15 protein-coding genes are annotated in these 20,255 nt (G+C 70.7%); 6 read left to right on the plus strand and 9 right to left on the minus strand.

Going from position 1 to position 20,255, the window contains the following annotated elements:
• Positions 1 to 12 precede the first annotated feature (12 nt).
• Positions 13 to 903, plus strand: coding sequence for a pirin family protein (locus tag ACS5PM_RS10185; protein WP_439387498.1), 891 nt, complete (start codon positions 13 to 15; stop codon positions 901 to 903).
• A 96-nt stretch (positions 904 to 999) separates the two neighbouring features.
• Here ACS5PM_RS10185 and ACS5PM_RS10190 read toward each other — a convergent pair whose 3' ends face one another.
• The 4 genes from ACS5PM_RS10190 to ACS5PM_RS10205 form a co-directional block, all read right to left on the minus strand.
• Positions 1,000 to 2,283, minus strand: coding sequence for a DUF4397 domain-containing protein (locus ACS5PM_RS10190; protein ID WP_439387499.1), 1,284 nt, complete (start codon positions 2,281 to 2,283; stop codon positions 1,000 to 1,002).
• A 180-nt stretch (positions 2,284 to 2,463) separates the two neighbouring features.
• Positions 2,464 to 4,134: a calcium-binding protein gene (locus ACS5PM_RS10195; RefSeq protein ID WP_439387500.1), complete on the minus strand. Its 1,671-nt coding sequence runs from the start codon at positions 4,132 to 4,134 to the stop codon at positions 2,464 to 2,466.
• Between the two features lie 21 nt (positions 4,135 to 4,155).
• A complete protein-coding gene (locus tag ACS5PM_RS10200) occupies positions 4,156 to 5,805 on the minus strand; it encodes a calcium-binding protein (RefSeq protein WP_439387501.1) in 1,650 nt (549 codons plus the stop codon).
• A gap of 125 nt (positions 5,806 to 5,930) precedes the next feature.
• Positions 5,931 to 7,151, minus strand: a complete 1,221-nt coding sequence (locus ACS5PM_RS10205; RefSeq protein ID WP_439387502.1) for a glycerophosphodiester phosphodiesterase — start codon at positions 7,149 to 7,151, stop codon at positions 5,931 to 5,933.
• A gap of 249 nt (positions 7,152 to 7,400) precedes the next feature.
• Between ACS5PM_RS10205 and ACS5PM_RS10210 the strand changes: the two genes are divergently transcribed.
• Positions 7,401 to 7,679: a hypothetical protein gene (locus tag ACS5PM_RS10210; RefSeq protein WP_439387503.1), complete on the plus strand. Its 279-nt coding sequence runs from the start codon at positions 7,401 to 7,403 to the stop codon at positions 7,677 to 7,679.
• Positions 7,680 to 7,697: 18 nt separating this feature from the next.
• On the opposite strand, the gene ACS5PM_RS10215 is transcribed toward ACS5PM_RS10210, so the two are convergent.
• Positions 7,698 to 8,261, minus strand: coding sequence for an NnrU family protein (locus tag ACS5PM_RS10215; RefSeq protein WP_439387504.1), 564 nt, complete (start codon positions 8,259 to 8,261; stop codon positions 7,698 to 7,700).
• A 43-nt stretch (positions 8,262 to 8,304) separates the two neighbouring features.
• Between ACS5PM_RS10215 and ACS5PM_RS10220 the strand changes: the two genes are divergently transcribed.
• From ACS5PM_RS10220 to ACS5PM_RS10230, 3 genes are all read left to right on the plus strand, one after another.
• On the plus strand, positions 8,305 to 8,754 hold the full coding sequence (locus tag ACS5PM_RS10220; RefSeq protein WP_439387505.1) for a MaoC family dehydratase: 450 nt from the start codon (positions 8,305 to 8,307) through the stop codon (positions 8,752 to 8,754).
• A gap of 120 nt (positions 8,755 to 8,874) precedes the next feature.
• On the plus strand, positions 8,875 to 9,996 hold the full coding sequence (locus tag ACS5PM_RS10225) for a TRAP transporter substrate-binding protein (RefSeq protein ID WP_439387506.1): 1,122 nt from the start codon (positions 8,875 to 8,877) through the stop codon (positions 9,994 to 9,996).
• A 13-nt stretch (positions 9,997 to 10,009) separates the two neighbouring features.
• Positions 10,010 to 12,490 carry an ATP-binding protein gene (locus ACS5PM_RS10230; protein ID WP_439387507.1) on the plus strand — a complete coding sequence of 827 codons (2,481 nt, stop codon included), beginning with the start codon at positions 10,010 to 10,012 and terminating at the stop codon, positions 12,488 to 12,490.
• 369 nt (positions 12,491 to 12,859) lie between these two features.
• Here the strand turns inward: ACS5PM_RS10230 and ACS5PM_RS10235 are convergent, their stop codons facing one another.
• Positions 12,860 to 14,152 (minus strand): class I SAM-dependent methyltransferase, encoded by a 1,293-nt coding sequence (locus tag ACS5PM_RS10235; RefSeq protein ID WP_439387508.1) that lies wholly within the window; start codon positions 14,150 to 14,152, stop codon positions 12,860 to 12,862.
• Between the two features lie 240 nt (positions 14,153 to 14,392).
• On the opposite strand from ACS5PM_RS10235, the gene ACS5PM_RS10240 reads away from it, so the two are divergent.
• A complete protein-coding gene (locus ACS5PM_RS10240) occupies positions 14,393 to 15,952 on the plus strand; it encodes a putative bifunctional diguanylate cyclase/phosphodiesterase (protein WP_439387509.1) in 1,560 nt (519 codons plus the stop codon).
• A 1-nt stretch (position 15,953) separates the two neighbouring features.
• Here ACS5PM_RS10240 and ACS5PM_RS10245 read toward each other — a convergent pair whose 3' ends face one another.
• From ACS5PM_RS10245 to ACS5PM_RS10255, 3 genes are read right to left on the minus strand one after another with little or no spacing between them, the layout of a single operon-like run.
• Complete coding sequence (locus ACS5PM_RS10245) at positions 15,954 to 17,726, minus strand: sensor histidine kinase (RefSeq protein ID WP_439387510.1); 1,773 nt, start codon at positions 17,724 to 17,726, stop codon at positions 15,954 to 15,956.
• A complete protein-coding gene (locus ACS5PM_RS10250) occupies positions 17,713 to 19,452 on the minus strand; it encodes an ATP-binding protein (RefSeq protein WP_439387511.1) in 1,740 nt (579 codons plus the stop codon). Before ACS5PM_RS10250 ends, ACS5PM_RS10245 begins: the two co-directional genes overlap by 14 nt.
• Positions 19,453 to 19,468: 16 nt before the next feature.
• Entirely contained in the window at positions 19,469 to 20,170 is a 702-nt protein-coding gene (locus tag ACS5PM_RS10255; RefSeq protein WP_439387512.1) for a response regulator transcription factor, read from the minus strand.
• Positions 20,171 to 20,255: the final 85 nt, after the last annotated feature.

A 20,255-nucleotide genomic window follows, 5' to 3' on the forward strand; every position in this document is an offset into this window, starting at 1 on the left:
CTGGAGAAACCGATGACCACTGCCACGATCGCCCCGACGTCCAGCGCGCTGGCCCGGCCTCGCCGGGTCGAGCGCCTGGTCGTCGGCAAGCCGACCTCTGACGGCGCCGGCGTCAAGCTGACCCGTGTGCTGACGCAGGACCTGCAATACCGGCTGGACCCGTTCCTGATGCTGGACGCCTTCGGCTCGGACGACGCGGACGACTACATCGGCGGCTTTCCCGATCACCCCCACCGCGGCTTCGAGACCGTCACGTACATGCTCGCCGGCCGCATGCGCCACCGGGATTCCGCCGGCCACGAGGGCCTGCTCGGCAACGGCGGCGTCCAGTGGATGACCGCCGGCCGCGGGGTCATCCACAGCGAGCTGCCCGAGCAGCAGCAAGGGCGGATGGAAGGCTTCCAGTTGTGGCTCAACCTGCCCGCCAAGGACAAGATGGTGCCGGCGTGGTATCGAGACATCCCGGCCGGCGAGATCCCGCATTGGCGCGCGCCGGGCGTCGATGTGGGAGTGATCGCCGGCCAGGCCGGTGCGGGCGAGGACGCGGTGCCGGGCGCCATGCAGCGGGAGCACACCGAGCCGGTCTATCTGGACATCGCGCTGGAGCCAGGGGCGAGCTTCGAGCAGCCCCTGCCTGCGGGACACAACGCCTTCGTCTACGTCTATCGGGGCGAGGCCCGCGTCGGCGACACGGTCGTGCCATCCCAGTGCATGGCGATCCTCGCGAACGACACGACGGCAGACGGCGTGCGCCTGGTGGCCGGCGAGGAGGCGACGCGTGCCCTGCTCGTGGCCGGGCGGCCCCTGCGGGAGCCCATCGTCCAGTACGGGCCCTTCGTGATGAACAGCCAGGCCGAGATCTTCCAGGCGGTGGAAGACTTCCGGGCCGGTCGCCTGGCCTGAACCGCAGCCGCCCATGAAGAAAGGCGCGGGGCCTTGCGGCCACCGCGCCTTGGTCTTTTCCGCCCGGGCCGCCGCTGCGGCGCCCGGGCCCAAGGATCAGCGGTCCTTTCGGAGCACGCCGACCAGGCCGTTGGTCGTGTCGAACATGAACAGGGTGTACAGACCCTTGGACAGCAGCGTCAGGTCGGTCAGCGTGAACACGCTGCCATCGGCGGGCGAGGTCACGTCGATGGTCGACGAGGTGCTCGCCGGCAGGCTGGTCCAGTCCGACGCATGGGCGAAGGCCAGGTCGTCGACCACCGCACCGAAGTCGATGGTCATCGACAGGTTCTGGTCGGCCAGCGTCGGCGCCGCGTGGATCATGCGGATCTTGTACTTGGTGGTGATCAGAGGCAGGCGGTTGTCGTCGACGATCTGGCTGACGACAGCGTCGGCGGCGGTGGTGCCGGTGACCAGCACGGTCACGTCCTCGCCACCGGTCAGCGTCAGCGTGCCGGCCGACAGCGCGGTGCCGTTGACGGTCGTCGACAGCGTCAGCGTGCCGGCGTCGATCGTCTGGTAGGCCAGGACGGTCGACGACTTGGCGTTGGACGCCAGGGGCGTGCCGCCCGCCGTGACGGTCACGGTGCCGCTGTTGGCCATGGCAGCCACGACGCGCACCCGGCCCTGCGTGTTCAGGTACGGCGTCACGTCGCCATCCTGCACCAGGCCCATCGCGTTCACGAGGACGCCGCCGCTGCCCGTCGTCAGGACCAGGTTCACCACCTTGGTGCTGTCCAGGGTGACGGCCGGCACGTCGAGGCGGACGTCGGTCGTGTCGCCGGCCGCGGTGACGCGCAGGCGGTAGGTGCCGGAGGTGACGCTGTTGAAGCCGCTGGACGAGCCGCCATCGACGCCGGAGGCCACGGGGGTCGAGGAGTCGAGCGAGTCGTCGGTACCGGTCAGGTAGACGTCAAGCTCTCCAGCGTCCATCGCTTCGTTCAGGACGTTGACCTTGGTCTTGCCGCTGTCGGCCGCATTCTCGTCATCGGTGAGGATCGCCGACCTGAGGGCGCCCTCCCAGCCGAAGGCCACGATGGTGTATTTCTTGCCCGAGCCGAGCGAGCGGGTCTGGGTGAGCAGCTCGGTGCCCGAGCCGGTCTGCGTCAGCACGTTGTCGACATCGCCGGAAGGCACGCCCGCGTAGGCGCTACCGGTGCCGAAGGCCACCGCCGTGATCTGGGGCGAATCCGCGTCGTCGACATTCAGGTCGAGCGAGCTGTAGGCGCTTGCGTTGACGAGGCGGACATTGGCATCGTTGCCGTTGTCGCCGCCGCCGCAGGCGGTCAGCCACGCCAGGGGCAGGGCGGCCACGAGGCCGAGCAGGTGGCGTTTGTTCATGCGCATGGGTAGTCCAGGTCCTTCGGAATCGGCCGATGGTCAATCGGCCGTGTTGCGTGAATGTTGCGGCCTGTTGCCGGCGGTGAATCGCCAGCGCGCGGGTCGGCTGCCAAGACCGGGAGGATAACCGTTGTCGCAGGGCCCCGGCGGGGCCCCTTTCGGAGCAGCAGCGCCAGCCGTTCAGGCGCTCCAGACCACGTCGCCCAGGCCCGTGGACGGCGCCCCCGCCAGCCGGCCGATGACGCTCAGCTCGTCGGCGCTGACCGTGGCGTCGTTCCCGGAGGACTGGAAGTACAGCGCGTACGAGCTGGAACCATCGTCGACCATGAAGACCGCCGTCTGCCCCGCCGCGTAGGCCTGGTTGGCGTGGCCTATCGCGGCCGCGGCCTGATCCAGCAGCGCGCCGCCGCCGGCCAGGTCCGTGGTGACGATCACCAGTTCCGCGCTGGCCTTGAATCCGCCCGGCCCGCTCACGGTCACCGCCCCGTTCACGACCAGGTCGCCATTGCCGACCACGAGGCTGGACTGGCTCACCGCCAGGCGGTCCACCCCGGAGACGAAGTCGTCCACCCAGAGCATGTCCTGGTCGAGCTCCTTGCCGGTCAGCACGAAGGTGTCCGAGCCGGCGCCGCCGAGCAGATGAACGGCCCCGCCAAAGGCGGACAGGATGTCGTCGTTGACGCCGCCGTCCAGCAGCAGCGAAAAGCCTGAATCCCCCACGGCGTGCAGCTGGTCCTGCCCACTGCCCCCGTAGAGCGAGATGTCGCCGGCGCCGCTGCCCTCGATGGTGTCGTTCCCGCCGCCACCGGTGACGGTCAGGGGGCCCCCACCGAAGGTCTTGTAGCCGGTGATCAAGTCGGCGCCCCCGCCCCCATCGATGCTCACCTCCAGGCCCGCGCCGCCTCGCAAGGTGTCGTTGCCCGCGCCGCCCGAGAGGTACAGGCGGTTGTTGGTGGCATAGACGTCGATGGAATCCTTGCCGCCGCCGCCGTCCACGTAGAAGTTGACGTATCCCGAGCCGCCGGGGCCCTCGATGGTGTCGTTGCCCAGCCCGCCGTTGGCGGAGCTGGTCGCGTAGCTGGTGTACATCAGGTCGTTGCCGTCGCCGCCATCCAGGCCACCCCCGCCGTTCAGCGTGTCGTTGCCTGCGCCGCCCGAGAGGTAGTCCGCCACCCCGTAGGGACCGCCTTCGCCGGCCACGAGGCTGTCGTTGCCGTCCTCGCCGTACAGGCCGTTCGAGCCGCGGGTGACCTGCAGCACGTCGTCGCCCAACCCGCCGTAGAGCACGTCGCTGCCCATGCTGACGGTGCCGGCGACGAGGGTGTCGTTGCCGTCACCGCCGATCAGCGTGTCCTCGCCATAAGGCCCGATGTGGCCGCCACCGTCGATGTAGTCGTCGCCGCCGAGGCCCTGGAGCAGGTTGTCGCCGGCGGTGCCCGAGATCTGGTTGTCCAGCTCGTTGCCGGTGCCGTTCAGGTCGAACGGGTAGTTCGCGTCCAGCAGATCCAGGTTCTCCACAAAAGCGGGCAAGGTGTAGTCGATGCTCGACATCACCGTGTCCGTGCCCTGGCGGTCGAGCTCGATGACGAGGTCGCCCACGTTGTCGACGAAGTAGGTGTCGTTGCCACGGCGGCCCGACATCTGGTCGGCGCCCTCCGCGCCGTCGATGGTGTCGTCACCGCTGCCGCCGTGCAGCGTGTCGTCACCCGGCGTGCCCACGATCGATTTGTCCGGCCAGATGCCCGACCCCTCGGCGCCTGCCGTGCCGGCGGACAGGCCGCTTGCCCAGGGCCTGAAGGCCAGGTCCTCGTCTTCGTTCCACGCCTGCGCGTGACGCAATTGAACGTTCATGATGGCTCCTCGGGTATCGCCTCAGGCTCCCCACAAGATGTCGTCGATGGCGGTCGATGGCGTGCCTGTGAGCCGGCCCAGCACGCTCAGCTCGGGGGCGCTCACCGCCGCGTCGGTGCCGTCGGATTCGAAATACAGCGCCCAGGATTGCGTGCCGTTGTCGACCATGAAGACCACCGTCTGGCCGTCCGCATAAGCGCCATTGGCGCTCCCGATGGCCGCCGCCGCCTTGTCCAGGGTCAATTCGCCGGTGATGTTGGCCGTCACGATCACCAGTTCGGCCGAGGCATCGAATCCACCGGGGCCGCTCACCGCCACCGCGCCGTCCACCATCAGGTCGCCGTTGCCGACAGGCAGGCTGCCCTGCCGCACCGTGAGCAGGTCCAGGCCGCTGGCGAAGTCGGTGACGCTGACCATGTCAAGGCCGTAGACCTCCTTGGACGAAAGCGTGAAACGATCACTGCCAGCGCCGCCGGTGAAGTAGCACACGCCCGAGCCGGTGGAAAGCGTGTCGCTGCCCACGCCGCCATCCAGCTCCAGGACGTGGCCGGATGCCGCGGTGCCATAGAGCTGGTCATCGCCCCTGCCGCCGTCGACGTGCGCCACGCCGTGGTTGGCGTTGAAGGAGATCGTGTCGTTGCCGTCGCCGCCGTGGATCGTGGTCGATCCGCTGGACTGCGCGAAGGAAGACACCTTGTCGTTGCCCGCACCGGCGTCGATCACGACATTGATGGACGCTCCACCGGTCAGCGTGTCGTCGCCGTCGCCGCCGTACAGGAACAGGCTGTTGTTGCCGGAGTAGACGTCGACGCTGTCGTTGCCCAGCCCGGCATGCACGGTCAGATTGTTGTAACCCGCCCCGCCCGAACCCGAGATGGTGTCGTCGCCAGCGCCGCCATCGAGCTGGACGGCACTGACGGTGGATTGCAGCAGGTCGTTGCCATCGCCTCCATCCATCGAGACGCCGCCTTTCAGCGTGTCGTGGCCGGCACCACCGTACAGGTAGCCATTGCCCTGGTGATAGCCGCCCAGCCCTCCGTCCAGCAGGTCGTTGCCATCGCCACCGTAAAGCGAGCAGCTGCCGAGCTTGGCCACCAGCGTGTCGTTCCCCGCGCCGCCCTGGAGCAAGTCGCTCGAGTAGTAGAGCCTTCCTGCCAGCAACAGGTCGTCGCCGAGGCCGCCCACGAGGGTGTCGGCCTCCCCGGGCGACACGATGCGCCCGCCATCGAGCGTGTCATTGCCAGCCGCGCCGTCGATCCGGTTTTCGCCGTAGTTGTCGGTGATCAGGTTGTCGAGCTTGTTGCCTGTGCCGTTCAGGTCAGCCAGGCTGCCGCTCAGGACGAGGTTCTCGACCTGCTTGCCCAAGGTCCAGTCGACGGTGGTGACCACCGTGTCCATGCCTTCGCCGATCCGCTCCCTCACGACGTCGCCGGCGTTGTCGACATGGAAGGTGTCGTCACCCAGTCGGCCGGCCATGGTGTCGGCCCCGGCCAGGCCGTCGATGTCGTCGTTGCCCTGGCCGCCGTGCAGCTTGTCATTGCCGGGTGTGCCGACGACCGTCTTGTCCGGCCCCATCCAAGCCTGTTCGTCTTCCAGGCGCTGAAAGGATTCCAGCGTCTCGAGCCAGCCGACCGGCTGCCCGTCGAGAAAGGTGGTGAGGTGGCGCTGCATCGTCGATTCTCCCGTTACGTTTGGTTATGCAACGGGAGATTCGGCAGCGCCGGGGGGCCAGGGTCAACCCCCTACATCCCCAGGGAAACCACCCCCCATCACTGGGGGGATGGCCGGGGGCTCGATCAAGGGTGCTGGCAGGTGCCCTTGAGCAGGCAGGCGCGGTAGCCGGGCAGGTTCTTCAACAGGAACATCGAGCGGCCGGCGACCGCATCCTCGGCGAAGTCGGAGAAAACGCCGTCGACGCCGAGCGAGAAGAAGCGCTGGTACTCGCTGGAGGGCATGGCGCCGTCTTCCAGCGGCAGTCGCGAAGGCTCGCTGCGGAAGGTGTACGGATGCACCAGCAGCTTCGCGGCATGGGCGTCGGCCACCACGGTGGTCGGTGGCAACACGGTGCGGTCCGCCTCGTTGACGACGCCGTCGCCGTTGGCGTCCTGGCAGGCACCGTTGACGATCAGCTTGCAGGCCGTCGTCTGCAGGTAGTACTTCCACGGGCCGATGCCGTCGGCGTAGGTGGCCACCTCGGCCAGCCCGGCGGGCGTGACCAGGTCGCTGAACAGCCCCTTGCGGCCGGAGACGACCCAGTCATAGGGCTTGTCATAGGGCGGGGTGAAGTCCAGCGTGCCGTCGGGATTCAGGTCGTTGGCGTCGACCAGCTGCACGAGGTGCACGGTCGTCTTCGCACGAAGCTCGCGCAGGTTGGCCGTCTCGAAGCTCTGGATGAAGACCGGCGCGGTGCGGTGGTTCCAGCCGGCCAGGGTCAGCTCGTCCAACAGCTTGTCCTCCAGCGGCAGGCCCAGGCTCTTGTGGTAGGTCGGGTGCTTGGTCTCGGGGTAGATGCCGATCGTGTGGCCCTTCTCCAGCGTCTTGCGCTTGACCAGCGCGATCACCTCGCGCAGCGTCGGGATCTTGTACCAGCCGTCGAATCCGTGGTCGCGCCCGCCCATGGGCTGCACGGCGCGCAGCTCCTTGATCTCGGCCAGCGTGAAGTCGCTGGCGAAGAAGCCCTCCTCGGGCACGCCGTCGACCACCGCGATCCGCTTGCGCGAGGCGAACTTGGCGATGTCCTTGACGTTGGTCGTGGCGATCAGGTTGGGCTCGTGGCGGGCGATCAGCACGCCGTCCTTGGTCGAGACGAGGTCCGGCTCGACGAAGTCGGCGCCCATCTCGATCGCCAGCGCGTAGCCCTCCAGCGTGTGGTCGGGCAGGTGGCCGGCCAGGCCTCGGTGGCCGATCACGATCGGCGGGCCGGCGAGCTGGGGCAGCGCGGCGGAGGCGGTCTGCACCGTCATGGTCTGGGCGGCAAGGACCAGCAGCGCAGCTGCGGCCAGGCGGGTGGGTTTCATGGGGTCTCCTCTTGGCGATGGAAGGTCGCGAACAGCCGGCGACCATAGGAAGCTGCAATGACCTGGGCGTGACAGCTCAGCCGGTCCGCCACCAGGCGAGGACGAGATTCGGACCAGCGTTCGCCAGGCCGTCAAGCCCTAGCTCGCTGACGGGCCTGCCACAGAAATGAGCTGGCCTGACCCTTCTGTTCGCGCCCTAGCCGGGCCGCCGAGGCGCGTAGCCTCTCGGTCACGTTGAGGGATCCACCGATGAAGCCCACCTACACCCCCCGCACGACCCATGCCAGACAGCGGCCGGAGCTGCCCCCTCTGACCTGGCCGGTGCCGCTCGATGGCCTGCCGCCGATGCAGGTCACCAAGGCGCCCGAAAGCCCCGGCTGGGCCGAGACCCAGCCGATCGGCCGCGAGCTGTTCGAAGTCGAGCAAGGCAGCACCTTCGAGGAGTCGCTCAACGGCCTGCAGGTGCGCGAGCTGATCGGCAGCAAGCTGTTCGAGCGCCTGTTCGGCCCCCGCGACGCACAGGGCTGATCGCCTGCCAGCAGCGGATCAGAAGGGCCGCACGCCGATCCAGGCCTGGTGCGCCCAGAACGCGAAGAACGCCCACAGCGCCACACCGGCCACGACCGCCGCGGCCGTGCGCCCCGGCTTCACCGCCACCTCGACGCGGCCTCGCCGCCTCGCGCTGCGGAAATCCAGCACCGCCCACGCCAGGAAGCCGCCGAACAGCAGGACGTCGGCCAGCGTGTTGTTGGCCAGCAGGTGCGCCAAGGCCCAGACCTTGGTGCCGAGCAGCATCGGGTGCTGCAGCTTCGCCTGGAGCGCATTGCCGGGCAGCTGACCCGCGGCCACCAGCACGAAGGCGATGAGGGTCAGTGGCGGCGCCAGATGGCGCAGCAGCGCCGGGGTCGTCCACAGCACCACCGGCTGCTGCCTCGCCTGGCCGTAGCCCCACACCAGCAGCACGAAGCCGACGACGGACGCCAGGGCGTACACGCCCTTCCAGCGCCGCTCGCCCATCCGGGCCACTTGTGCGGCACGCCAGTCGGGGGCCGCGATGCGGATCGAGTGCACGCCGAGGAACAGCAGCAGGCCGATGACCAGGGGTGTCATGTCAGACTCGCTCCTCGTGGTGGCAAACGGACAGGGCATTCTGATGGAAGCAACGATCCACTGGGAGGACTTCGAGCTCGGCCAGACCCGCCCCTACGGGCCGATGAAGGTCACGCGCGAGGCCATCATCGACTTCGCGCGGCAGTGGGATCCGCAGCCCTTCCACCTCGATGACGCCGCGGCCGAGGCCTCGCTCTTCGGCCGCCTGGCCGCCAGCGGCTGGCACACCTGCGCGATGACCATGCGCATGCTGTGCGACGCCTACCTCCTGAACTCCGCGAGCCTGGGCAGCCCGGGGGTCGAGAACCTGCGCTGGCTGCAGCCGGTGTACGTGGACGACGTCCTCAGCGGGACGCTGGCCGTGCTCGAGTCGCGCGCCAGCGAGAGCCGCCCGGGCATGGGCCTGGTGCGCTCCCGCTGGACCACCGTCAACCAGCACGCCCAGGCGGTGCTGACCATGGAAGGCTGGGGCATGTTCCGCCGGCGCGGCTGAAGCGCTTTCAAATCGCCCCGCCTTCCTGCCATACTCGGCCGGCCGACACCGGCTCGCCGGCCACCGCCGGCCAACGAGAACAGACCGCCCACGACCCGGCACGCAGGCCGCAGGATTTCAGTGAGGACATCAGCAGGGATCCCCGCCATCTCGTTCGCCTCCCGGCGCCGCGCCGTGGGGCTCGCCATCGGACTCGCCCTCGCGCTGGTCCTGCCGGCCGCGGTGCCGGGCCAGTCCGCCGGCACGCCGGCAACCTCGGCCTCGGCGCCGGCACCGATCACGCTTCGGGTCGTCGGCGGCCTGGACGGCGTCAACCAGTTCACCCGCCAGGAACAGCCCTTCTGGACCCAGGAGCTGCCCCGCCTGTCCGGCGGGCGCCTGCGCGCCGACATCGTGGCCTTCGACCGCGCCGGCATCCGGGGCCAGGACATGCTGCGCCTGATCGGCCTCGGGGTGGTGCCCTTCGGCACCGCGCTGGTCTCGCTGTCGGCCGCCACCGATCCCCTGGTGGGCGCGGCCGACCTGGCCGGCCTGAACCCCGACATCGCGACCCTGCGCCGCCATACGGCCGCCTACCGGCCCTTCCTCGAGAAGACCCTGCGCGAGCGCCACGGCATCGAGCTGCTGGCGGTCTACATCTACCCGGCGCAGATGTTGTTCTGCAAGCGCCCCATAGCCGGCCTGGCCGACCTGGCGGGGCGCCGCATCCGCAGCTCCAGCCCCACCCAGGTGGACTGGATCGAGGCCCTGGGCGCCAAGGCGGTGACCATGCCTTTCGCCGGCCTGGCAGACGCCCTGCGCCACGGCAACGCCGAATGCGCGCTGACCGGCAGCATGTCGGGCTACACCATCGGCCTGCAGCAGCACACGCAGCACCTGTTCACCATGCCGGTCACCTGGGGCATGTCGATTTTCGCTGCCAACGGCACCGCCTGGGCCGCCCTGCCCCCCGACCAGCGCACCCTGCTCAAGCAGGAGCTGCTGCGCCTCGAACAGGCCGTCTGGGCCGAGGCCGAGCGCGAGACGGGCGAAGGCGTGCGCTGCCTGACCGGCGAGCAGGACTGCGGCGGCGCCCCCGGGCGCCTCGTGGCCAAGGCGCCCGGCCCGGCGGACGAGCAACGCCGCCGCAGCATCCTGGCCGACACGGTGATCGCCCGCTGGGTTCAGCGCTGCGGCCGCAGTTGCGCCGACGCCTGGAACCACACCATCGGCCCGATCAGCAAGGTCGAAGCCAAGCCCTGAAGAAGGTGAACCCTTGAACCCGCCGAAGCGCGTGCAGTGGATCATCGCGGCCTTCGTGGGAGTGTTCGTGGGCACGGTGCTGGCGGCCGCGATCGCGCTGGTCAACAGCTCCGAGCGCGAGGCGCTGGACGCGGCCCGGCAGCGGGCCGAGCACTTCATCGCCAGTGCCGAGGCCTCGCTCAACCGCACGCTGCTGGGCATAGACGTGATGCTGGCCGGCACCGACCTCCTGCTCAAGCCCCACCTGCTGCCCAACGGCACCCACGACGTGACGGGCCTGCAATCGCAGCTGCGCACCACCATCAGCCAGAACCTGCTGGTGCGCGATCTGGTGCTGATGCGGCCGGACGGCACCGTCCTGGCCGGCGCCCAGCCCGACAGCGCCCGGCTCGGCCTGCCCCTGCCCCCCGGCTTCGTCGCCAGCGCGATGGCCCTGCCCTCGCCGCAACTGGTGATCAGCCCGCCGCTGGTCAACTTCGTCACCGCCGAACGGATGGTGTACTTCGCGCGGCCGGTCGACCTCGGCGGCGGTTCCCGGGTCCTCGCAGTGGCCGAGGTGCCGGCGGCGCTCGTCGCCAGCCTGCTCTCGCAGGCCGCCGACATCGAAGGCATGGTCGCCACGCTGGAGCGCGACGACGGCGTGCTGCTGGTCAGCGTTCCGCCGCACGACGCGCTGGTCGGCCAACGCCTGCCCCTGCCGCTGGGCGACGAGACACCGAGCGGCCACGCGCAGCGCGCGCCGGCCCGCATAGGCGGCGCCCCGGCCCTGGTCGCCGTCAGGCCGGTGCTGTACCGGCCCCTCCTGATCGCGGCATCGATCCCGATCGACGCGGCGCTGGAGGACGTGCACGAGCAGCGCCGCTTCGTCATCGCGGCCGCCCTTCTGTTCGCCCTGATGGTCACCGGCGCCGGGGCCTTCGCCCACTGGCACCTGGGCCGGCTGGCACAGGCCCGGGCCGAGCTGGACCGCAGCAAGACCATGCTCGACCACGCGCTCGCCTCCATGGCCGACGGCATGCTGCTGTGCGACGCGAGCGACCGCGTCGTCGTCTGGAACCCGCGCTTCCTGGCCATCTACCCCTGGTTGAAGGACGTGATCGCGCCCGGCGTGCCCTTCGAGCGGCTCGTCCTGGTCGGCGTGAACGCGCTGCTGCCCGATGCCGCGCCGGAAGACCAGCAGGGCTGGGTGCAGCGGCGCATGGCCATCCACCGCACGGAAGACGGCCGGTTCGAGCAGACGCTGCCCGACAACCGCGTCATCCACGCCATCGAACGGCACACGCCCGATGGCGGTGTCATCACCGTCTACCACGACGTCACCGCCACCGAGCGGGCGCTGGAGCGCGCCAAGGCCGAGGCGGAGGCCGCCAACAAGGCCAAGTCCCGCTTCCTGGCCTCGATGAGCCACGAGATCCGCACCCCGCTGAACGCGGTGCTGGGCATGAACGGCCTGATGCTGACCACCGCGCTGACACCCGAGCAGCGGCGCTATGCCGAACTCATCCGCAGCTCGGGCCAGACCCTGCTGACCCTCATCAACGACATCCTGGACCTGTCCAAGGTCGAAGCCGGACGCATGGAACTGGAGATCGTGGAGTTCGACCCGCTGGCCACCGTCAACGAGGTGGTCTCGCTGCTGGCGGTGCGCGCCGAGGCCAAGGGACTGGCGCTGCAGATGAGCTCTGCGCCCGGCCTGCCGCCGCGGCTGCGAGGGGATCCGAGCCGGCTGCGGCAGGTGCTGTTCAACCTCATCGGCAACGCGCTGAAGTTCACCAGCGAAGGCCGGGTCGACGTGGAACTCACCCACCGACCGCTGCCCGGCAGGCGCGTCGAGCTGATGATTTCCGTCAGCGACACCGGGATCGGCATCGATGCCGAGACCCTGCCGCGCCTGTTCCGCCACTTCAGCCAGGGCGACTCGAGCACCGCGCGCCGGCACGGCGGCAGCGGCCTGGGCCTGGCGATCAGCCAGGAGATCATCGAGCTGATGGGCGGGCGCATCGAGGTGCAGAGCACGCCCGGGGTCGGCAGCAGCTTCAGCGTCAGCCTGCCGCTGGAAGTGCTGCAGCCTGCCGAGGAGTCGCCGCAGGCGGACGGCTCGCCGGGCCCCGAGCCGGCGCAGTCACAGCCGGCGCGGCGCATCCTCGTGGCCGAGGACAACGGGGTCAACCAGATCCTCATCAAGGCGATGCTCGACCACCTCGGCCACTACAGCGACGTGGTGGCCGACGGCTTCGAGGCCGTGCGCCAGGTGCAGGCCGCCAACTACGACCTGGTGCTGATGGACATCCAGATGCCCGGCATGGACGGCGTGGCCGCCACCCGTGCCATCCGAACCCTGCCGAATTCCGTCTCGCACATCCCCATCGTGGCCATGACGGCCAACGCCATGGTCGAGGAGCGCGCCGCCTACCTGGCCGCCGGCATGAACGACCACGTCGCGAAACCGCTGGATCTCGGCCGCCTGGCGGCAGTGATCCAGCGGGTTAGCTAGCTAACCCGCTGATGTACCGTGAGCTCCCCCGAGCCCCCTCCAAGAGCGGGGCTCCAGCGGCCTGTGGCCGCTGGCTCCAGCCGAATGCCCTGCTCCCCCGAGCCCCCTCCAAGAGCGGGGCTCCAGCGGCCTGTGGCCGCTGGCTCCAGCCGAATGCCCTGCTCCCCCGAGCCCCCTCCAAGAGCGGGGCTCCAGCCAGTTCGACAGCACCTCCCAGCCCTCCTCCGGGAGGAGGGCACTAGCCAGTCCGTCCCAGGGCACGGACAACTCGCCAATCACTCTGGAGCCTCCCTCTCGGAGGGAGGCTGGTGGGAGCCCATCGTTCATGGAGCACTGCGGAGCGTTGCGAGGCGCGAGCGGCTTCGCCGCTCAAGCCTGCAGCAAGCTCTGAAGACAGTGCTCCCGGATGCCGTAGAAGGCCTTGATGCGCTCGATCTCGACCAGCACGGCCTGGCGCCTCGCGGCGGGCAAGGGGTGGCGACGGCGCACGGCCAGGATCATCTTGTTCTTGCTCGTGTGCTCCAGCGACACGAACTCGAAGACCTGGGCGTCGTAGCCGTGCGCCTCCAGCAGCAGCGCGCGCAGGCTGTCGGTCAGCATCTCGGCCTCCTGGCCGAGGTGGATGCCGTGGCGCAGCATGGGCCGCAGCACCTCGGGCAGCTCGAGCTGAGGCCGCAGCTGCTTGTGGCAGCACGGTGAGCTCAGGATCACCGCCGCACCGGCGTGGATACCAGTGGCCAGGGCATGGTCGGTCGCGGTGTCGCAGGCATGCAGCGCGATCATCACGTCGACCTTCTCCGGCACGACACGGCTGACGTCGCCGCATTCGAATTCGAGCCCGGCCAGGCCGCAGCTTTGCGCGGCGCCGTTGCAAAGATCCACCAGGTCCTGGCGCAGCTCGACCCCCAGCGTGCGGGTCGGCCAGCCACGCGTCGTGGTCAGGTGGTGGTGGGTGGCAAAGGTGAGATAGCCCTTGCCGGCGCCGAAGTCCACCACCTGCAGCGCCGGCGCGCCGGCAGCCGGCTCGCCCTGGGCCAGGCCGGCCTCGTCGAGGGCGTGATCCAGCACCTCGAGGAACTTGTTGATCTGCTTCCACTTGCGCGCCATGGCCGGCACCAGGGCCCCACCACGGTCCACCACGCCCAGCGCTCGCAGGAAGGGCGCCTCCAGGGACAGCAGCCGGCGCTTGGCGTGCTCGTGGCCGCGCGCGGAATCCAGTGGCGCGGCCTCTTCGGCCGCGGCGATGCGCGAACGCCGCAGCGCCACCCGGCCGCGCTTGCTGATGAGCAGCTGCAGCTCCTCTTCGACGGTGAAGAGGTGCACGTGCGCGAAGCTGGTGCCGATCAAGCCCTCGATGCGGGCGCGGGCGGCCTCGAGCGGCAGGTTCTCGGTCAGCTCGCGCGTGCGGTGCTGCGCGAGCAGCTGCAGGCACGGCACGCCTCGAAGGGTGATGGGCTTGGCGCTGATGCGCTGCAGGTCGCCCGCGCCGGAGCGCGGCTTGGCGAGCACCAGGCGCCGAAAGCGGCCGTCGGCGAGGCTGGCGGCCAAGGCTTCGGCGAAGCGGTCCCGCCGCGCCAGGTCGGCCAGGGCATCGCCGTCGGCCAGGGGCCGGCCGCCGTCGGTTTCGGCGTCGGCGCGGGCGTCGGCGGCATCGGAGTTCATGGTCGGGAGTCGGTGGGGTTCATCGGCGGGACGGCCTGGCCGATTGTCGGCCAGGGTCCCAAGGGGTTCCCCTCCCCCCAACTCGAACCCTTCTGCGTGCCACCGTGAAACTTATGATGCCGTAACAAAACGTGCGAGCCTGGAGGGTGGCAGCCGGCCGGAACAGCCCATTCGAGGCGGTCCGTCGCCCGGCTCCGGTTGGCCACGGAACCTGACGCCCCGATGTGCGTCCTTACAGCCGTGAACCCGCCTTCCACCTTGGCCTCGCCTGCCTCGCGCCCGCCCGTTGCGCTCTCCACCTCGACCGACGTCGAATCCGACGGACAGGCCGGCAGCGTCATCGTCCGCACCCGTGCCGCCCTCGTGGCCGGTCTGGGTGCGGCCTGCGGTGCGACGCTCGGCCTGATGACCGCCGGGGTCGCGCTGGACGGAGGCGCCGCTGCCCTGGCGGCGATCGCCGGTGCCGCGCTCGGCGGCACGCTGGGCCCGATGCTGGCCAGGCGCCACTCGCCCCCGGCCGACGCGCCGGTCTCGCGGCTGGACCGCGTCACCGGCTTGCCGAACCGGGCCGAATTCCTCAGCCGGGTGCAGGCCGGGCGCGCCGCCGGCAGCGCACCCCGCGCGCTGGTGCTCATGGGCCTGGACCGCCTCGGCGTTCTCAACGACAGCCTCGGCCACGAGATCGGCGACCTCTGGCTGCACGAGACGGGCGTCCGGCTGAGCGAGGCCTTCGAGCCGCCCGCCCTCACGGGCCGCCTGGCCAACGACGAATTCGCCCTGCTGGCGCCGCCGCAGCCGCTGCGTCCGGACGACGCAGCCCTCGCCGGCCTGGGCGAAGCCCTGCTGCACCGGCTGCGGCGGCCGTTCATGGGCAATGGCGGCGAGCACCACCTGACGGCCAGCGCCGGCGCCACCTGGCTCACCGAAGACAAGCCGCTCGACCAGGCGCTGCGCGAGGCCGACCTGGCCCTGCGCCGCGCCAAGCGCGCCGGCCGCGACTGCGTGCGCGTCTTCGAAGCCTCCATGCAGGCCGAGGCCGACGAGCGGGCGCGCCTGCTCGCTGCCCTGCGGCACGCGGTCCCGGCCCAGGAGTTCCGTCTGCACTACCAGCCGCAGGTCGATCGCAGCGGCCGCGTCGTCGGGGCCGAGGCGCTGCTGCGCTGGGATGCGCCGGAGCTGGGCCCGATAGAGCCGGCCCGCTTCATCCCGCTGGCGGAGGAGTCCGGCCTCATCGTGCCGATCGGGCGGGCCGTCATCCGCGATGCGTGCGGGGTGCTGGCCTGGTGGGCGCAGGATCCGGCCACCGCGCACCTGACCCTGTCGGTCAACGTCAGCCCGCACCAGTTCCAGCATCCGGGCTTCGTCGAGGAGGTGCGGCTCGCGCTGCAGACCGCCGGCGTCTCGCCCAGCCTGCTCAAGCTCGAGGTCACCGAGAACGTCATCATCTCGGACATGCCCGGCGTGCAGGCGCAGATGCACGCGCTGCGCGACCTCGGCGTGCGCCTGAGCCTCGACGATTTCGGCATCGGCTACTCGTCGCTGAGCTACCTCAAGCACCTGCCGCTGTCGCAGCTCAAGATCGACAAGGTCTTCGTCCGGAACATGCTTTCCGACCCGCGCGAGGCGGCGCTCGTGCGCACCGTGATCGCGCTCGCGCGCGACCTGGCCCTGGAGCTGGTCGCCGAAGGCGTGGAGACGCCGGAGCAGCGCGAAATGCTCAGCGACCTCGGCTGCGGCCTGTACCAGGGCTATCTGTTCGGCCGGCCGGTCCCGCTGGAGTCTCTTTGCGTGATCCAGTGAGTCAGGCCTGACCCGCCGGGATCAGCGGGATCAGCGGGAAGCGCCACTCCAGCCGCCAGCCGCCGTCGCCGACGGCCGCGACCTCCAGCATGGAGTCGTGCAGCTGCGCCGCCCGTGTGACCATCGCGGCCGCCATGTCGGCCCCGCGCGGGCCTGACGCCGCCCGCAGCGGCGCGATGCGCGCCTGCCACGCCAGGCCGCTGGCCTGGACCGAAAGCACCGCATGCCCCGGCTCCCCGCGAAGGTTCCAGTGCACCTGCGCGCCTTCGCTGGCACCGGCCAGCGCACTGCGCAGCAGGTGGTCGAGAGACATCAGCAGCGAGATCCGGTCGGCACGGATGTCCAGCCCCCACTCGATCTCGCGCTCGAGCCGCACGGCGGCCGCGGCCGGCGGTGCCAGGCGCTCGCCCACGTCGTCGACCAGCTCGGCCAGGTCGATGGCCTTGAGCTCGCTGCGGCGCAGGTTGCGCACCCGCACCCCGGCCAGGAAGTGGTCGGCCGTGTCGAACACCTGCTGGATGGTCTGGCGCGCCTCGATCATGCGGCGGCGGGTTTCCTCCGGCGCCGCCTCCAGCGCCTCGGGCCCCAGCTGCACCAGCGCCGCACCCATCGGGTTGCGCAGGTCGTGGGTGATGAACTCCTCGGTCTCGCCGCGCAGGGAATCGAGCGTGTGGTGCACCGCCATCGCGTGCTCGCGAACCAGCATGCTTTGCGTGCGGGCCTCGAACTGCAGCCAGGCCCGGTGGTATTTCAGGGCCTCGGCATGGCGGCCCATGCGCTCCAGCGTGTCGGCCAGGCACTGGTTGAGCGCCGCCTGCATCTCACCCCCGCGAAACCGAGGGCCGGGCACCGACTCGACCTCCCGCAGCAGCTGCAGAACGTCCTCCAGCGACGAGCGGCGCTGCGCCAGCTCGACCCGCGCCAGCACCAGAGCGAAGGTGCCCCAGTGCACGGTGCCGCGCACCAGCTCGTGTCCGCTGGCCGCGGCAACGCGGTCGGTCCAGTCCCGCGCGCTCGCGGTGTCGCCGGCGTGCAGCAGAACGCTCACCAGCGTGTCCAGCGCGCTCAGGCGCATGCTCAGGTGGTTCTCGGCCAGCATCTGCTGGCAAGCGGTCTCCGCGAGTGAGCGGGCTCTTGCGAGCGCGGGAGGCGCGGCCGGGGAGCCCGGTCCGGCCTCGCCGAACTGGGCCGATCGGGCCATGCCCAGCCAGGCCATGGCCTGGTTGTTGACGGCCCGTGCACGCTGCACCCGAGTCTCGGCGGAATGGCCCCGAAGCAGCAGCAGCCGCTCGTCGAACATGCCGATGGCCAACTGGAATTCGCCGATCAGGCTCAGCGCGGTCGCCAGGTTGTTCAACAGCCGGCCGAGCAGGTCGTCGCGCCGCAGCACGTAGGCCATCCCGAGCACCGACTGGCCACGCGCCAGTGCATCGGCATACCGGCCGTGGTAGATGTCCACCACCAGCTGGCTGTTGACGGCACGCAGCAGCAGCACCGGCTCGGCCAGCTTCTCGGCCAGCTGCAGCGCACGGCCAAGCACCGCATCGCGCTCGACGTGACCCATCGCGTCGTGGGCCATGCCGAGCACCAGCAGGGCCCGCACGATGGCGGCCTCGTCCCGCCGGGCGACCGCGCGATCCAGCGCGGCCTGGGCAACGTCGGCGGCGTCCTGCGGCCGGCTGGCCAGCAGCGGCTGTACCGCGTCGAAGAAGGCGTCGCTGCCGCCTTCTTCGGCCGGATCGTTGGCGCCAGCGGCCGGTTCAAACGAGTCCATCGTCTCGCAGCGCGATGATCAAGGTGACAGCCGTGCCACGGCCGGGCTCGCTGTCGACGACGATGCGCGCCCGGTGAACCCGCGCCGCGCGCGCGACCAGCGCGAGCCCCAGGCCGTTGCCCTTGCGGACCGCGCCGGTGGCGAAACGCTGGAACAGGCGCACCCGCATGTCCACCGGCAGCCCCGGCCCCCGGTCGGCCACGGTCAGCCGGGCCTGCTGCGGATCGCTGCACAGGGTGACCATCACGGCCGTACCCGCGGGCGCGTGCTTCAGCGCATTGCTCAGGAGGTTGGCGACGGCGCGCATCAGCAGCAACTGGTCGCCCGTGACCAGCACGCCCGGCTGGATGGCGCGCCGCAGGCTGGGACCGGGGCCCGCAGCCGGCGCCATCTGCTCGCAGACGTCCTCGGCGAGCGCGCTCAGGTCGACCGGCGCCAGGTCCTCCTGACGCAAGTGCTCGGCGCGCATCACGCTCAAGTACTGGTCGGCGATGTCCAGGGCCCGCTGCACGCCACGGGCTGCGCGACCCAGGCCCTCACGTCGCGTCGCGTCCGCCTCGCCGGCGGCCAGGGCGCTCAGCTCGGCGTGCGCATGCCGCAGCGGCGCCCGCAGCTCGTTGGTCACGAAATCGTCGGCCTCGGTGCGCAGCGCGCCCAGCGTCTCGCGGGTCCAGCGGTTGTGCTCCAGGGCCAGGTTCGCCCGCACCCGGGCCTTGGTGTGCGACCACTGGCGCTGGCAGGCCAGGGCCTCGGCATGGCGCTGGGCGAACTCGAAAGCCTCGAACTGGCAGCGCAGGTACGACAGCCGCAGGTCGCCGCCCAGCACCCGCGGATGCCGCACCTGCTCCACCTCGGCCAGGCGCTGCAGGACCCGTCCCGGATCGGCCGCGCCCTGCCGCAGCTCGATCATCGACTCGCTCAGCACGAGCTGCGCCAGCGCCAGGCTGCCCGCAGGGGCCGGTAGCGGGCAGGCGGCGAGCACCCGCGCCACCCAGGATCGCGCCAGGCCGGCTTCGCCCGCCTCGAGCAGCACCCGCACCAGGCCGAACAGCGCAGCGTGGCTGAAGCGCGCGCTCGCCCCCAGCAGCGCAGTGCACGCCTGCTCCCCCAGCCGGCGAGCCCGCTGAAGCGCATCGGCCGCGGCTTCGGGGCCGCTGGCCTCCAGCAGCAGGCCGCCCCGCATCAGCCACGCCTGAGCCTCCGCGGCCGCGTAGCGCCCCAGCGCGATGCGGTGGTCGGCCGCCGGCAGCGAAGCCGGGTTGGCGCGGAGCAGCATCCGCGCCTCCTCGAAAGCTTCCAGCGCGAGCTCGTGCTCGCCGAGGTGGCAAAGGCTGGTGCCGCTGGTGAACAAGGCCTGGCGGGCGAGTGTCGAGAGCCCTTGCGCGCGGGCCAGCTCGGCCACGCCACGGCAGGCGGCCAGGGCGCGGGCATGCTGTCCGTTGTCCGCGTCGTGCCAGGCCTGGGCGAGAAAGGCCTGGCAGCGCAGCGCCGGGTCGCCGACCCGCGCAGCCTGCGCGCGTGCACGCTGCAATGTCGTCACGGCCTCGGGCTGGTCGACGGCGCTCTGCACCTGGCCCTGCCAGAGCAGGCCCAGGGCCAGGGCAGATCCGTCGCCGAGGCGCTGGGCGTCGGCCACCAGGATCTCGAGCTGCTGCAGCGCCGCTTCGGCGGGCTGGTCCAGCCAGTGCCCTGTCGCCGCAGAGGCGGCCGCGCTCAGCTCGATCATGGCCGCAAGCCAGGCCTCAGGCCGCCGCCGTCGCCGAGGGCAGCTCCAGTCGATAGCCGGTGCCGTAGACCGCGTTCAGGCGGAAGCCGTGCTCGGTCAGCGCCAGCTTGCGGCGGATCAGGTAGACGTGCTGGGCCACCGTGTGCACGCCGGCCTCGTGGTTCCGGCCCCACACCGCTGCCAGCAGCTCGTGCCGGGTGAACAGTCGCGCCGGCTCGCTGAACAGGATCCAGGCCAGGTCGAACTCCCGCGGCGCCAGCTCGATGGCGCGGCCCTCGATCGTCACCTCGCGCCGACCGAAGTCGAGCCGGTAGGGCGGACGCTCGATGTGGGTCAGCGTCGACGCCGCCGGCGTCATGCGCCGCAGCAACGCCTCGATGCGCGCCACGACGACCGACTCCGACCCGGGCTTGACGATGTAGTCGTCCGCACCAGCCTTGAGCGCGCGCACCACGCTTTCCTCGGTGTCCAGGCCGGTGAGCATGACCACCCCGACGCCGGAGGCCAGCAGCTGTCGCAGCCGCGCCACGACGTCTATGCCCTCCATTTCGGGCAGCCGCCAGTCGACCACCGCGCAACGCGGGGCCTGCTTGCTCACCTCGTAGAAGAACTCGTGGGGACGACCGAAGGTCTTCACCTGGTGACCGGCGCGCGCCAGCCACTGCTCGACGCTGGCCGAGCAATCGGGATCGTCTTCCAGCAGATAGATCAGGGCCAAGACTTCGCTCCTGCCACGCCTTCGCCAGGCGAACACCGCCCGGGGCGTGGAAAACGCCATACACGTGTCAACTGACCGGCCGCAC

The organism is Ideonella flava (assembly GCF_051857595.1).
Taxonomy (GTDB): domain Bacteria; phylum Pseudomonadota; class Gammaproteobacteria; order Burkholderiales; family Burkholderiaceae_C; genus Ideonella.